At 71.3% G+C, this 14,854-nt stretch carries 12 protein-coding genes; 3 read left to right on the forward strand and 9 right to left on the reverse strand.

Features of this window, described 5'->3' with window-relative positions; all coding sequences use genetic code 11:
* Positions 1-51 precede the first annotated feature (51 nt).
* On the forward strand, positions 52-783 hold the full coding sequence (locus LRD69_RS13000; protein WP_277326730.1) for a siderophore-interacting protein: 732 nt from the start codon (positions 52-54) through the stop codon (positions 781-783).
* 34 nt (positions 784-817) lie between these two features.
* On the opposite strand, the gene LRD69_RS13005 is transcribed toward LRD69_RS13000, so the two are convergent.
* The 8 genes from LRD69_RS13005 to LRD69_RS13040 form a co-directional block, all read right to left on the reverse strand.
* On the reverse strand, positions 818-2,281 hold the full coding sequence (locus tag LRD69_RS13005; protein WP_277326731.1) for an aldehyde dehydrogenase family protein: 1,464 nt from the start codon (positions 2,279-2,281) through the stop codon (positions 818-820).
* On the reverse strand, positions 2,278-4,017 hold the full coding sequence (locus LRD69_RS13010; protein ID WP_277326732.1) for a D-aminoacylase: 1,740 nt from the start codon (positions 4,015-4,017) through the stop codon (positions 2,278-2,280). The genes LRD69_RS13005 and LRD69_RS13010 overlap by 4 nt, the downstream gene beginning before the upstream one ends.
* Positions 4,018-4,169: 152 nt before the next feature.
* Positions 4,170-5,291, reverse strand: coding sequence for an LLM class flavin-dependent oxidoreductase (locus LRD69_RS13015; RefSeq protein ID WP_277326733.1), 1,122 nt, complete (start codon positions 5,289-5,291; stop codon positions 4,170-4,172).
* 114 nt (positions 5,292-5,405) lie between these two features.
* A complete protein-coding gene (locus tag LRD69_RS13020) occupies positions 5,406-6,191 on the reverse strand; it encodes a glucose 1-dehydrogenase (protein WP_277326734.1) in 786 nt (261 codons plus the stop codon).
* A 12-nt stretch (positions 6,192-6,203) separates the two neighbouring features.
* The gene (locus LRD69_RS13025) at positions 6,204-7,151 is read right to left on the reverse strand and encodes an LLM class F420-dependent oxidoreductase (protein ID WP_277326735.1); all 948 of its coding nucleotides are present in this window, start codon (positions 7,149-7,151) and stop codon (positions 6,204-6,206) included.
* A 402-nt stretch (positions 7,152-7,553) separates the two neighbouring features.
* The gene (locus tag LRD69_RS13030; protein ID WP_277326736.1) at positions 7,554-8,372 is read right to left on the reverse strand and encodes a M23 family metallopeptidase; all 819 of its coding nucleotides are present in this window, start codon (positions 8,370-8,372) and stop codon (positions 7,554-7,556) included.
* A gap of 192 nt (positions 8,373-8,564) precedes the next feature.
* Positions 8,565-10,487 carry a long-chain fatty acid--CoA ligase gene (locus LRD69_RS13035; protein ID WP_277326737.1) on the reverse strand — a complete coding sequence of 641 codons (1,923 nt, stop codon included), beginning with the start codon at positions 10,485-10,487 and terminating at the stop codon, positions 8,565-8,567.
* 128 nt (positions 10,488-10,615) lie between these two features.
* Positions 10,616-11,884, reverse strand: a complete 1,269-nt coding sequence (locus tag LRD69_RS13040) for an acetyl-CoA C-acetyltransferase (RefSeq protein ID WP_277326738.1) — start codon at positions 11,882-11,884, stop codon at positions 10,616-10,618.
* Between the two features lie 85 nt (positions 11,885-11,969).
* Here LRD69_RS13040 and LRD69_RS13045 point away from each other — a divergent pair, with 85 nt between their 5' ends.
* Positions 11,970-13,298: a 3-oxoacyl-ACP reductase gene (locus LRD69_RS13045; RefSeq protein ID WP_277329721.1), complete on the forward strand. Its 1,329-nt coding sequence runs from the start codon at positions 11,970-11,972 to the stop codon at positions 13,296-13,298.
* Between the two features lie 5 nt (positions 13,299-13,303).
* The gene (locus LRD69_RS13050; protein ID WP_277329722.1) at positions 13,304-14,158 is read left to right on the forward strand and encodes a MaoC/PaaZ C-terminal domain-containing protein; all 855 of its coding nucleotides are present in this window, start codon (positions 13,304-13,306) and stop codon (positions 14,156-14,158) included.
* On the opposite strand, the gene LRD69_RS13055 is transcribed toward LRD69_RS13050, so the two are convergent.
* Complete coding sequence (locus tag LRD69_RS13055) at positions 14,121-14,741, reverse strand: TetR/AcrR family transcriptional regulator (RefSeq protein ID WP_277329723.1); 621 nt, start codon at positions 14,739-14,741, stop codon at positions 14,121-14,123. The two genes, LRD69_RS13050 and LRD69_RS13055, sit on opposite strands and share 38 nt — an antisense overlap.
* Between the last annotated feature and the right edge of the window lie 113 nt (positions 14,742-14,854).

The following is a 14,854-nucleotide window of genomic DNA, read 5'->3' on the forward strand; positions in this document are numbered from 1 at the left end:
TTAGCCTAACCTAAAAGCGATCTCGGATGGCTTTCCGGGGAGGAGACAGCTGTGGGGCATGGCTGGGAGGGCGTCGTCCTCAAGCTGATGCGCGGGAGGGACTTCGAGTTCACCGTGACCGGGGCCGAACAGGTCACCGACGACTTCCGGCGGGTGCATCTGACCGACGGCGGGCTGCTCGCCGCGACCGGCGGTGCGCATCCCACGATGTGGGTCAGGATCTGGTTCGAACAGGCGGGCAGGCCACACCAGCGCGCCTACACCCTGGTCGACCCCGACCCGGCCGCCGGCACGTTCAGTCTCGAATTCGCCCTGCACGACGGGGCCGCGAGCGACTGGGCGCGCAAGGCGCAACCCGGCGACACGATCGAGGCGACGCTCCAGGGCACCGGCTTCGCCCTGCCCGCGCCACGGCCCGCCCGGCTCTTCGTGATCGGCGACCCGGCCTCCCTGCCCGCGATCAACTCGCTGCTGGACGCGGTCCCGCAGACCCCGGCGACGATCTGGTTCGAGACGGCGCACGCCTCCGACGAGGAGCTGCCGTTCCGCCTGGACGCCGACCGTCACACCCTGCACCGGGTCCCGCGCCGCGACGCGGGCACCCACCTGGTCGACCAGGTGAAGTCCGCGCTGCCCGCGCTGCTGGGCGACCCCTCGGAGGCGTACGTCTGGATCGCGTGCGACACGGCGACGACGCGCTCGCTGGCCACGTACCTACGCAGGGAACTGGCCGTTCCCAAGGAGCGGGTGAACGCGCTGGGGTACTGGCGCGCCACCGCCTGAGCGCGGGCGCCCGCCCCACCCCCGGTGGGGCGGCTCAGCCCGGCCAGACGATCGCCTGCAGTTCGCTGTACGCGTGCAGCGCGTACGAACCCACGTCGCGTCCCACGCCACTCCTCTTGAACCCGCCGAACGGGGCCTCCATGTTCCGCCCGATCGTGTTCACCCCGACCCCGCCGGCGCGCAACTGCCGCGCCACCCGGAAGGCCCGGGCCACGTCGCCGGACCACACATAGTCGATCAGTCCGTAGTCGCTGTCGTTGGCGAGTGCGATGCCTTCCTCCTCGTCGTCGAAGGGGACGACCACGACGACCGGGCCGAAGATCTCCTCCCGGACGACCCGCATGTCGTTGGTGCAGTCGGCGAGGAGCGTCGGCGCGACGTAGAAGCCGCGGTCGACGTGGGCGGGCCGTTCGCCGCCCGCGACGACCCGGGCGCCCTCCTTCCGGCCGAGTTCGACGTACGACTCGATGCGGTCGCGGTGGGCGGCGGAGATGACCGGCCCGACGATCGTTCCCCGCGCCGCCGGGTCGCCGACCTTCAGACGGCCCGCGTATGCGGCGAGCTTCCCGATCAGCGCGTCGTGGCTGCCGCGCTGGACGAGGACGCGGGTCGGAGCCGTACAGATCTGTCCGCTGTAGAAGGAGAACGTCGTGCCGATGCCCGCCACCGCCGCGTCCAGGTCGGCGTCGTCGAGAACGACCGCGGCGCCCTTGCCGCCCAGCTCCATCAACTGCCGCTTCATCCCTCGCCCGCACACCTCGGCGATGCGCTGTCCGACGGCCGTGGATCCGGTGAAGCTGACCATGTCGACGTCCGGCGAATCGACGGCCGCCTCGCCCGCCTCGGGGCCCGAACCCGTGACGACGTTGACGACGCCCGCCGGCACGCCCGCTTCCGCGAGGGCCTCGGCCATCCGGTAGACCGAGAGCGGGTCCTGCGGGGCGGGTTTCACGACGACCGTGTTGCCCATGGCGAGCGCGGGGGCGATCTTGCCGGCCGGGTTGGCCCACGGGTTGTTGTACGAGGTGATGCAGGTGACGACGCCGACCGGCTGGCGCACGGCGACCGCACCGAACACCCCGGCCCCGCCCATCGGTCCGGCCTCGTTGATCTGCGGCGCGATCGCCTCCTCGACCGGCTCCAGGGCGCCCCTCGCATACCGCCGGAAACGGGCCGCGCCGACCGCGACCTGCATGGACCGGGCCGTTCCGGTCGTCGCACCGCTCTCCGCCTGCGCGAGTGCCGTGTGCGCCGCGATGTCGCGCTGTATCAGAGCGGCGGCCCGGTCGAGGATCGCGGCCCGCTCCTCCGGGCGGGTGCGCGACCAGGCGGGGAACGCCTCGCGGGCCGCGGCGGCCGCCGCGTACACCTGCGTGCGGCTCGCCTCGGGGGCGAGACCGACGACCTCCTCGGTGGCGGGGTTGATCACCTCGTAGTGGCCACGGGCGGGTTCGGTCCACTCTCCGCCGATGAAGAGGCGCTGGGGTGCGGTGGTCATCGGGTGCTCACCGTCCGGGTGTCGCGGCCGGAGCGGAGCACCGTGCCGGGGACCGCACCGGTCACCTTGTCCTCGCGCAGCGTCTCGACGCCGTTGACGCGGACCGACACGATGCCGATGGCCTTGGAGTCCAGGCGCGGGCTGTCGCCGGGCAGGTCGTGTACGAGGGTGGCGGGCCCGGCGTCGATGCGTTCGGGGTCGAAGAGGACGAGGTCGGCGTGGAAGCCTTCCTGGATGCGGCCCCGGTCACGCAGCCCGAAGAGCCGGGCGGGGTCGTCGGTGAGCATCCTGACGGCCTGTTCGAGGGGGACGAGTCTGCGGCCGCGCAGGCAGTCGCCGAGGAAGCGGGTGGTGTACGGGGCGCCGCACATCCGGTCCAGGTGGGCGCCCGCGTCGGAACCGCCGAGCAGGACGTCCTCGTGCTGCCAGGTCTGCTGCCGCAGGGCCCAGGAGTCCGGGTCATTGTCGGTGGGCATGGGCCACAGCACCGTACGAAGCTCGTCGGCGGCGCAGATCTCGACGAGGCAGTGGAACGGGTCCTGTCCGCGCTCGGCGGCGATGTCGCGCACGACGCGCCCGCCGAGGCCCTCGTTCGCCGCGCTGTACGTGTCACCGATGACGTACCGGCCGAAGTCGGCGAGGCGCCGGAAGACACCGGCCTCCTTGCTCTCGGCGCGGCGGAGCATCTCGGTGCGGGTGGCGGCGTCGCGGAGCCGCCCGATCCGTTCGGGAACGGGCAGGGAGAGGATCTCGCCCCAGCCGGGGATGAGGTTGAGCGCGCAGAAGGTGCCGAGCGACATGTTCATGGGGGTGAGGATCGGCATGGTGAGGGCGACGATCCGCCCGCCCGCCCGGCGGGCGCGTTCGCTGGGTATCAGCTGGCGCGGTACGCGGTCGGGGACGGCGGCGTCGATGGTGAGGACGTTCCAGTTGAGGGGACGGCCCGCGGCGGCTGACATGTCGACGAGAAGGTCGATCTCCTCGTCGGAGAACCGGTCGAGGCAGCCCGCGACGATGGCTTCGAGCTGGGTGCCTTCGTGCTCGCCGACGGCCCGGGAGAGCGCGAGGAGCTCCTCGGGGAGCGCGTGCCGGGATGCGACGGGCTTCCCGTCACCGTCGGAGTGGGTGGACGACTGGGTGGTGGACAGCCCCCACGCCCCCGCGTCCATGGCGTCGTGGAGGAGCCGCAGCATCGCGTCGAGCTGGGCGGGCGTGGGCTGTCCGCCGACCGCGTCGGCGCCCATGACGTGGCGGCGTACGGCGCAGTGGCCGACCATGAACCCGGCGTTGACGGCGATCCGCCCCTCGAGGGCGTCGAGGTACTCGCCGAAGGTCGACCACGACCAGTCGACGCCTTCCTCCAGGGCCGCGAGGGCCATGCCTTCGACCTTGGACATCATGCGGCGGGTGTAGTCGGCGTCGTCGGGCCGGCCGGGGTGGAGCGGTGCGAGGGTGAAGCCGCAGTTGCCACCGGCGACGGTGGTGACACCGTGGTTCATGGAGGGGGTGGCGTACGGGTCCCAGAAGAGCTGGGCGTCGTAGTGCGTGTGGGGGTCCACGAAGCCGGGGGCGAGCACGAGCCCGGTGGCGTCCTCCGAGGTCACGGCCTCCTCGGTGAGGGTGCCCGGCTCGGCGATGACGGCAATGCGTCCGTCGCGGATGCCGAGGTCGGCGGCGTACGAGGGAGCGCCGGTGCCGTCCACGACGGTCGCTCCGCGAATGAGGTGGTCGAGCATGTCGGGTTCCCTTCTGATCTGTACGGGATGCGGCCGGGGTGCGTACGACCGCGGTACGCACCCCGGCCGGCGGAGCGGCGGCCCGGGAAGACGCCGCTCCGGCTCACGCCGCTCCGGCGATCGAGGAGCGGGGATCCGGGGGCAGTCCCCGCCTACGCCGCCGCGCGGAACCGCGAGGTCCGGTGCACCGGATCCGTGTCGATCTCCGGGATCACGTGCTCACCGATCAGCCGGATCGAGTTCAGCGTGTCCTCACGGCTGATGCCGATCGGCAGCCCGAAGCTCAGCTGGTCCGCCCCCGCCTGCTCCCACCGCCGGCACTGCCGCAGTACCTCGTCCGGATCGCCGCAGATCATCAGCTCCTCGGCGATCAGCAGCTCGATGATCTCCTCGCTGTACTCCGGCAGCAGCTCCGGCCACTCGGGAATGCCCTCGGGCCTCGGGAACGTGTCGTGGTAGCGGAACAGCAGCGACTGCAGGTAGTTCAGCCCGCCGCCCACCGCGATCTCGACGGCCTTCGCATGCGTCTCGGCGCATATCGCCGTCGACGTCACCATGACGTTGTCGTTGACGAAGCCGCCGACCGGCTCCGCGTCCTTGACGGCCGTCTTGTACGAGTCGACGACCCACTCCATGTCGGAGACCTTCTGCACGCTGAACCCCAGCACGCCGAGTCCCTTCCTGGCGGCCATGGCGTAGGAGGACGGCGACCCGGCCGCGTACCACATCGCCGGGTGCGACTTCCCGTACGGCTTCGGCAGGATCTTGCGGGGCGGCAGCGACCAGTGCTTGCCCTGGAAGCCGACGTACTCGTCCTGGAGCCACATCTTGGGGAACTCGGCGATGGTCTCCTCCCAGAGCTCCTTGGTGTGGTTCATGTCGGTGATGCCCGGCATGAACCCGAGGATCTCGTGGCTGCCGGCCCCGCGCCCGGTGCCGAACTCGAAGCGTCCCTCCGACAGATGGTCGAGCATGGCGACCTTCTCGGCCACCTTCACCGGATGGTTCACGGGAGCGAGGGGATTGAAGATGCCGGACCCCAGGTGGATCCGTTCCGTGGCGTGCGCGAGGTAGCCCAGGTACACGTCGTTGGCGGAGAGATGCGAGTACTCCTCCAGGAAGTGGTGCTCGGAGGCCCAGGCGTACTTGAAGCCGGACTTGTCCGCCTCGATGACGTACTCGGTCTCCTCGATCAGCGCCTTGTGCTCCGCCTCGGGGTCGATCTCGGCGCGCGCGGCGGGTACGTACCCCTGTACAAACAGCCCGAATTCCAAGGAGGTTCACCGTCCTCAATCATTTCTGACACACCGTCAGATCGTGATGCGACCGACTGTTCCACCGACGGTCCGACCCGTCAATAGCTGACACTCCGTCAGTCAACCGGACACTCAGAACAGGCTGACGCCCGCCAGCCACCCGCCGTCGATGACGAACGGCTGCCCGGTGATGTACGAGGAGTCCTCCGAGGTCAGGAAGAGCGCCAGGGCCGCCACCTCCTCCGGCCGGCCGATCCGCCCGAGCGGCACGAGCTTCCTGTAGAGCCCGGCCACGGCCGCCCTGGACTCCTCCGGGTCCGCCGCCGGGTCCAGCGCGGCCGGGTTGGTCATCGCGGTGTCCACGGCCCCCGGGCACACGGCGTTGACCCGTATCCCCTTTCCCGCGAGCTCGACCGCGGCGACCCTGGTGAGCCCCAGCACGGCATGCTTGGTCGCCGCGTACGCCCCCACGAAGGCCATCCCCGTGAGCCCGGTGTACGACGCGGTGTTGACGATGGTCCCGCCACCGGCAGCCTCGATCTCGGGAGCGACGTTCTTGATCCCCAGGAAGGCGCCCACCTGGTTGACCTGCACGACCTGCTGGAACTCGTCCAGAGGCGTGGACACCAGCTCGTTGAACCGAAGGATCCCCGCGTTGTTGACCAGCCCGTCGATCTTCCCGAAGGCCTCCCTGGCGGCGGCCACCGCGCCCTGCCACTCCTCCTCCCGGCTCACATCGAGATGCACGAACCGGGCGGCCCCCTCCCCCAGCTCCTTCACCAGGGCCTCCCCCTGGTCGTCGAGCACATCGGCGATCACCACCTGCGCGCCCTCCGCGACGAAGAGCCGCGCCTCCTGCTCGCCCTGCCCGCGCGCCGCACCACTGATCAGCACGGTGCGCCCGTCCAGCTTGCCCATGTCCCTACTCCCTCACTGCTGTTCGAGATGTGGAGCGACATCGGCGGCGAACGCCGCCATCTGATCGGTCAGCTCGCTGCGGCTCCTGCTGCGGAACCGCACCTGGATCTGGTGCACACCCATCGCCCCGTACGCGCGCAGCGACTCGGCAAGGGCCTCCGGCTTCCCGCTGAGCGTGCGCCGCCCCACGGCCCAGCCGGGCTCCCCTACGTACAACGGCTCGGTGATGGCACCGACGACCAGCGGCTCCTCGATACCGGCCCCTTCCCGCAACGCCCGCACCTTGGCGATCTGCTGCGGCAGCCGGTCCCTGGGATCCCCCTGCGGCAGCCAGCCGTCCCCGCGCAGCGCGGCCCGCCGCACGGCGGCGGGCGAGGAACCGCCCACCCAGACGGGCACCCGCTCCTGCGCGGGCCGCGGCCGCTGCCCCAGCCCGCTGAACGAGAACCGTTCCCCGGCGAACTCCGGGTACTCCTCCGGCCCGAGCGCGGCCTTCAACGCGTCGATGGTCTCGTCGAGCACGCCGCCGCGCCCGTCGAAGTCCGCCCCGAGCGCCTCGAACTCCTCCCGCACATGCCCCGCCCCAACCCCGAGGATCAGCCGGCCGCCGGACAGGTGATCGAGAGTGGCGTACTGCTTGGCGGTGGCGAGCGGATGGCGCAGCCCGACGACGGCGACATGGCTCATCAGCAGGACCCGTTCGGTGATCCCCGCGAGAAAGGCGAGGGTGGCCACGGGGTCGTACCAGACGGTGCTCATGACCTCGGCGAGCCGCCGCGGGATCGCGACATGGTCGCAGCTCGCAAGATAGGCGAAGCCGGCGCGGTCGGCGGTCCGCGCGATCTCGGCGAGGTCACCGGGACCGGCCGCGGCCTCCCAGGCTTCCGTGTAGATGGTGCTCTGCGACTGGACCGGGAGCTGCATCCCGTACGACAGCCGCCCGGCGGGCAGTATCGGCACCGGGTCGCCTCCCTTCCTCCGTGTCCGCCCCGACCGAATCTGACGCTCCGTCATTTTTCGAGGCGGGTGCCATCGTCGTACCTGACGATGCATCAGACAAGAGGGAGGAGAGAACGGCGGATCCACCGCCCGGGGCGGGCGCAGGGCAGTCACGGACGGCGGCCGGCTCCACGACCGCATGGGTGGGGGAGGCACTCGGTACGGTCGTCCGCATCACCCGACCCGGACCGAGGGGCAGCCATGTACGGGGTCCCGGACGAGGAGTGGGACGACGGCGCGTACCTGTGCGATCCGGACGGGGCGGGACCGACGCTGTCCTTCCTGCGCGATCCAGCAGGGCCGCCGGGTGGTCCCGCCCGCCGGTCCTGCACGGTGCGGGCGGGACCACCCGGCGGATACGCGTCAGCAGTCCGGAATGACCGTGCCGTTGTTGTCGCGGGCCTCGTCATTGCCCCAGCGGGAGAGGTAGTAGGCCGAGACATACGCGCCGTAGCCGTTCTTGCCCGTGTACACCGTGTCCAGGTCGGTCTTCAGCCACCAGTGGTTGTAGGCACTGCCCGAGCCGACCTGGGCGCCCCAGACCTTGCAGTACACGTAGTTCGTGCCCGCGTTCAGTACGCCCTGGGCGTCGGCGGTGTCGGGCGCGGCGTAGCCCGTCGCGTTGGCGAAGGTGTCCACCCAGTACTTGGCACTGCCACCACCGCATCCGTTGTCGCTGGTCAGGTACTTGCTGTAGTACGAGCCGGGGTACGGGGCCAGCGACTGACCGTTGATCGCGATGGTCTGGCCGACCCCGTTGTACAGCTGCTCGTAGTGGATGTGGGCGCCGGAACTGTTGCCGGTCGAGCCCGTCACGCCGATCTGCCGCCCCTGGGCGACCGAGGCGCCGTCGGCGACGGAGTACGAGGAGAGGTGGAAGTAGTAGGTCTGCCAGCCGCCACCATGGTCGATCACGATGTAGTTGCCCGCGCCGCTGGGCTGGGAGTAGCGGTGGGCGGTCCCGCCGGACGAGGCGAGGACCGGGGTCCCGGCGGTCGTCCCGCCGTCCGTGCGGACGAAGTCGAGCGCCGATCTGACCTCCGCCGAATGGTGGCTGTAGGTCCAGGTCTGACCGCAGGGGAACGGCGCCTTGAAATTCGGCGCGGCTGCGGCGGGGGTTGCGGTGAGAAGTCCTGCGAGCAGAGCCACGAGGGCCAGTAAGGCGATACGTAGGGAGCGCATGCGTCCTCCGAGTCGAATCCGGGCGTGGAGTGCGTTGCGGGGCATCAATGCGGGTTGAACGGACCCAAGAGTGCCGGAGTTTCGCCGTCCCCAGTAGACCCAGTGGACCCGGAGGACCCGGTGAGGGCCGGGACGGGCCCAGGGCGGACCCGGGTGGGCCCGCCCTGCGCGGTCACGTCCAGGTCCGGGTCCCTACCTCCGGTACAGCGCCTCGATCTCCGCCGCGAAGTCTCGCGCGATCGCGTCCCGCTTCAGCTTCAGCGACGGCGTCAGATGTCCGCCCTCCTCCGTGAAGTCCACCGGCAGGACGGCGAACGCGCGGATCGACTCGGCGCGCGAGACCAGGCGATTGGCCTCGTCGACCGCGCGCTGGAGCGCACCGCGCAGCTCCTCGTCCGCCACCAGGTCCCTGATCGGCACGTCCTGCTTCTTGCGCATCTGCCGCCAGTGCAGCAGCCCGTCCGGCTCCAGCGTGATCAGGGCGGTGACGAACGGGCGGTTGTCGCCGACCACCATGCACTGGCTGACCAGCGGGTGCGCGCGCAGCCAGTCCTCCAGCGGGGCCGGAGCGACGTTCTTGCCGCCCGACGTGATGATGATGTCCTTCTTGCGGCCGGTGATGGTGAGGTAGCCGTCCTCGTCGAGGGCGCCCAGGTCGCCGGTGGCGAACCAGCCGCCGTCCAGTGCCGGGACCGGTGCGCCGCGTTCGGTGTCCCAGTAGCCGCTGAACACCTGGCCACCGCTGAGCAGCACCTCGCCGTCGTCCGCGATCCGTACGGCGGTGCCCGGCAGCGGCCAGCCGACCGTACCGAGGCGTGGCTTGAGCGGCGGGGTGACGGTGGCGGCGGCCGTGGTCTCCGTCAGCCCGTACCCCTCGAAGATCTCGATGCCCGCGCCCGCGTAGAAGGCAGCGAGCCGGCGGCCCAGGGGGGAGCCGCCGCAGACCGCGTACCGGACGTGTCCGCCGAGGGCCGACCTGATGCGGCGGTAGACCAGCGGGTCGTACAGGGCCCTGGCGGCTCGCAGGCCCCAGCCCGGGCCGGGGCCGGTGCCGTGTTCGGCGGCCTCGACGGCCTGCCCGTACCGCTGGGCTATCTTCGCGGCGCGGTCGAACGACGAGGCGCGGCCCATCTTCTCGGCGGTGGCCCGGCCGGTGTTGTAGACCTTCTCCAGCACGTACGGGATGGCCAGCAGGAACGTCGGCCCGAAGCCCGCCAGGTCGGCGAGCAGGTCCTCGGTCCGGATGGACGGGGCATGGCCGAGCCGGACCCGGGCGCGCAGACAGCCGACCGCGACCATCCGCCCGAAGACGTGCGACAGCGGCAGGAAGAGCAGGGTCGAGGCCGGTTCCTTGCTGACCGATTTGAAGACGGGGTGGAGGAGTTCGACGGCGTTGTCGACCTCGGCGAAGAAGTTGCCGTGGGTCAGGACGCAGCCCTTGGGGCGCCCGGTGGTGCCCGAGGTGTAGATGAGGGTGGCGGTCGTCTCCGGCCCCAGGATGGCCCGGCGGGCGGCGACGGCGGCGTCGGGCACGTCCCTGCCGAGCGCCTTCAGCCGGCCGAGCGCGCCGGTGTCGAACTGCCACAGGTGGGTGAGGTCGCCGAGCTGCTTGCGTTCCTGGCTGATCAGCCGCCCCTCCTCCGACGTCTCAACGGCGCACGCGACGGCCCCCGCGTCCTGGAGTATCCAGCGGGCCTGGAAGGCGGAGGACGTGGGGTAGATGGGGACGGTGACGAGTCCGGCGGCCCAGCCGGCGAAGTCGAGCAGCGTCCATTCGTACGTCGTACGGGACATGATCGCGATGCGGTCACCGGTCTGCAGTCCCTCCGCGATCAGCCCCTTGGCGACCGCCAGCACCTCACCGGCGAACTCTTCGGCCGTCACGTCCTGCCAGCTGCCGTCCGGCTGCTTACGGCTGAGAACGGCTTCGGCCGGGGCCTCGCGGGCGTTGTCGAACGGGATCTCGGCGAGCGATCCGCGCCGGACGGGCGGCGCGAGCAGTGGCACGGAGACCTGCTGCACGGAACCGTCGGCCGCCCTGACCTTCGTCGGCTCGACCAGAACGGGTACGGCGGGCGTCGCGGCGGGTGCGGCGGCAGAGGCTGACGTGGACACGAGCGGCTCCTCAACGTGGGTCGGGCAGTACGCAGGGTCCGTCCGGCGGCCGTTCTTCCTCGATGGCCGGACCGTCGGGAGAACGTCCTGGGTGCGGGATGTCCTCGATGGCCGAACGGACGTGGGTGTCAAGGGCGTTCGAGGATCGCGGTGACCCCCTGGCCGCCCGCGGCGCAGATCGAGATCAGCCCACGGCCCGGAGTCTCCCGCTCCGCCAGCAGTCCGGCCAGGGTGGCGACGATCCGCGCCCCGGTCGCGGCGAACGGATGCCCGGTCGCGAGGGACGATCCGGCCACGTTCAGCTTCGCGCGGTCGACCGGGGCGAGCCCCTGCTTCTCCCACGCGGCCAGTGTGGCGAGGACCTGGGAGGCGAAGGCCTCGTGGATCTCGAAGAGATCGAAGTCCTCGATACCCAGCCCGGCGCGCTCCAGCATCCGCGGTACGGCGTACGCGGGTGCCATCAGCAGCCCGTCCTCGCCGCCCACGTGGTCGACCGCGGCGGTCTCGTACAGCGAGAGGTACGCGAGCGGTTCCAGGCCGTGCGCCTCGGCCCACTCGTCGCTCGCCAGCAGCACGGTGGCGGCGCCGTCGGTGAGCGGAGTCGAATTACCCGCGGTCATCGTCGCGTCGGGATGGTCGGCGCCGAACACCGGCTTGAGAGTGGCGAGTTTCTCCACCGTGGAGCCGGGGCGGAGGTTCTGGTCACGCGCCAGGCCGAGGTAGGGGACGACGAGGTCGTGCAGGAAGCCCCGTTCGTACGCGGCGGCGAGACGCCGGTGGCTGGTGGCGGCCAGCAGGTCCTGCTCGGCACGGCCGATGGCCCAGCGGCGGGCGGTGATCGCCGCGTGTTCGCCCATCGAGAGCCCGGTGCGGGGTTCGGCGTTGCGCGGGATGTCCGGGACGAGATGCCGGGGCCGTATCCCTGCAAGTGCCCTGATCCGCCCGCCGGCCGACTTCGCCCGCCGGGCCGCCAGCAGCAGCCTGCGCAGCTGGTCGTTGACGCCGAGGGGCGCATCGCTCGTGGTGTCCGTGCCGCCCGCGATCGCGGAGTCGACCGCGCCGAGCATGATCTTGTTCGCGGCGGCGATGACGGCCTGGAGACCGGTGCCGCAGGCCTGCTGGATGTCGTACGCGGGGGTGCGCGGGTCGAGCGCCGAGCCGAGGACGGTCTCGCGGGCCAGGTTGAAGTCGCGGCTGTGCTTGAGGACGGCGCCTGCGACGAACTCGCCGACCTGCTCCCCCTGGAGCCCGAACCGCTCGACCAGACCGTTCAGTGCGGCGGTGAGCATCTCCTGGTTGGAGGAGTGTGCGTACGGGCCGTCGGAACGCGCGAACGGGATACGACTGCCGCCGATGACCGCGACCCGGCGCGGCTGCGGGAGAGCGAGAGGGATCATCTCGACCAGCTCATCTCGACCTGCTCCTGACTCTTAAGTAACCTTACTCCACAGTAAATCTATGACCGAGCAGGGAGTCTGGACAATGGCCGACCGCTATCTGCACGTCACCGGCACAGCACCTGGCCGATTTCTGACCCGTAGGCTCGGCCTGCCCCAGCCGGCACGGCTGCGCCGCTGGTCGCTGGAGACGCAGTCTCTGGACGGCCCGCTGCTGCATCTGACAGCCGGGGAATCCACCGTGACGGAGGAACTCGCCACGGTGCTCGCCGCGACCGGCCTCACCGTCGCCCGCGGCACCGGACAGGCATCCCGCCCCGCGGCAGTCGTACTGGACGCGACGGCCGTTGCCACCGCCGCCGGACTCGGCGACGTGCACGCCGCGCTGCACCCCGTGATCCGTTCGGCAGCGCCGGGCGGCCGGGTCGTGGTCCTCGGGGTGCGGCCCTCGGCCGACGACCATCATCAGGCGGCCGCCCAGCAGGCCCTTGAAGGGTTCGTGCGCTCGCTCGGCAAGGAGATCGGCAGGGGCATCACCGTCCAGCTCCTGCGGATCGCGCCCGGCGCGGTCGCCTCGGCCGAGTCCACCCTCCGGTTCCTGCTCTCGCCCCGGTCGGCGTACATCAGCGGCCAGGTCGTCGAACTCACCGGCGCCGCACCCGACCCGGTCACCGACTGGGCCGCGCCGCTCGCCGGGCGCACCGCGCTGGTCACCGGTGCGGCGCGCGGCATCGGCGCCTCGGTCGCGTCGGTCCTGGCCCGGGACGGCGCACACGTCATCTGCCTCGACATCCCGCAGTTTCAGGACGAGTTGACCCGTACGGCCGACCGGCTCGGCGGCTCGGCACTGCCGCTGGACATCACCGCCGACGACGCCGCCGAGCAGATCGCCGCAGCGGCCCCCGGCGGCCTGGACGTCCTCGTCCACAACGCGGGCATCACCCGCGACCGGCGGCTCGCCAACATGCCCGCCGACCGCTGGGCGCAGGTTGTCGAGGTCAACCTCGACAGCGTGCTGCGCACCACCGACGCGCTGCTCAAGGCGGGCACCGTCAACCGCGGCGGCCGGATCGTCGCCACCGCGTCCATCGCCGGCATCGCGGGCAACAACGGCCAGACGAACTACGCGGCCAGCAAGGCGGGCATCATCGGACTGGTCCGCTCCCTGGCCCCGCGCGCCGCCGCCGACCACGGCGTCACCGTCAACGCGGTCGCCCCCGGTTTCATCGAGACCAGGATGACCGCCGCGGTCCCCTTCTTCATCCGGGAGGCGGGCCGCCGCATGAACTCCCTCTCCCAGGGCGGCCTTCCGGTGGATGTGGCCGAGACGACCGCATGGTTCGCCCAGCCCGCATCGACGGCCGTGAACGGCCAGATCGTGCGGGTCTGCGGCCAGAGCCTGCTGGGGGCGTGACGCCGATGCCGGTCGCCACCCCCTCCCGGATCCTGACGGCGTCCCTCGTACGCGGCGCACTCACCTCCCCGTTCAAGCGCGCGGGCCGGCCCGACGCCGTGCTGCCGGCCGGCCGCCTCGTCGTCCGGGACGTACGCATCGCCCCCGGCCCGCTCGCCTCGTACCGCAGGATCTGCGGCTTCCCCGACTCGGGCGCGCTGCCGCTCACGTACCCGCATGTGCTGGGCTTCCCGACGGCCATGCGGCTGATGACCGGGCGGACCTTCCCGCTGCCGGTCGTCGGGCTGGTCCACACCTGGATCGAGATCACCCGGCACCGGGTGCTGCACCCCACCGACATACTCGAACTGACGGTATACGCACAGGAGTTGACTCCACACCGAAGGGGAACCGAGGTCACGGTGGTGACCGAGGCGCGCTCGGACGGCGCACTGGTGTGGGAGTCGCGCAGCGGCTATCTCTCCCGGCACGCGACGCACGGGGCCCCGCCCCCTTCCGCCGTCGCACCCGCCGCACCCGAACTCCCCGCCGTCGCCGAGTGGCGTCTCCCCGGCGATCTGGGCCGTCGTTACGCAGCCGCCTCGGGCGACCGGAACCCCATCCACCTGTATCCGTTCACCGCCCGGCTGTTCGGCTTCCCGCGAGCGATCGCGCACGGCATGTGGACGGTCGCCCGCTGCCTGGCCGCGTCCGCCGAACCGGGCACGATCCGTTGCGTGCGGGCCGACTTCAGGGCTCCCGTACTGCTCCCGGCGACCGTGACCTACGCGACGGACGGCGCGGGCACCGCCTTCCAGCTCCGCAGCGGCGACCGCGTCCACCTCACCGGTTCGACGGCGCCCACGGACGATCGCGCATGAGGTTCCCCAGGCCCGCCCACGCGAAGTTCATGAGCGTGGCCGCCGCCTCCTTCGCCGAGACGCCCGGGGTGTCGTTCGCCCAGCCGGCCAGCGACTCCGCGGCCCCCACGAGCGCCTGAGCCAGGCCCGCCACATCGCGGTCCGGGAGCGCCGGATCATGGTGCGCCTCGCGGGCCGCGGCACCGATCAGACCCGTCACAAACGCAACGATCTCGTCCCGCATCGCCATGACCTCGGCGGCGAACGGCTCCCCGTGCGTACGCGCCTGCCGGTGCAGCACCGCCCAGCCGTCCGGGTGCTGCGCGGTGTGCGTGAAGAACGCCCGCAGTCCGGCCCACAGTTGCCGGTCCGCCGGCAGCCCCGGCTCCACCCCCGACCGCACCGCCATGACCAGCGCCTTCGCCTCGCGCTGAATACAGGCGGTGAAGAGCTCCTCCTTGGAGTTCAGGTACAGATAGACCAACGGTTTGGACACCCCGGCCAGCTCCGCGATCTCGTCCATCGAGGCGGCCCGGTACCCCAGCTGCCCGAATGTCTGCACCGCGGCGTCCATCATCTGCTGCTCGCGCACGGCACGCGGCATCCGTTTGCTCTTCACAGCACCCACGTCCGACTTCCTCCCCACCCCACTGCGCCACTCCTCGGCAAGACTACGGCGCCGTCTGCGCGCGCGTCGTAGGAGAACGCCTCCCGGCC

The organism is Streptomyces sp. JH14, assembly GCF_029428675.1.
Taxonomy (GTDB): Bacteria; Actinomycetota; Actinomycetes; order Streptomycetales; family Streptomycetaceae; genus Streptomyces.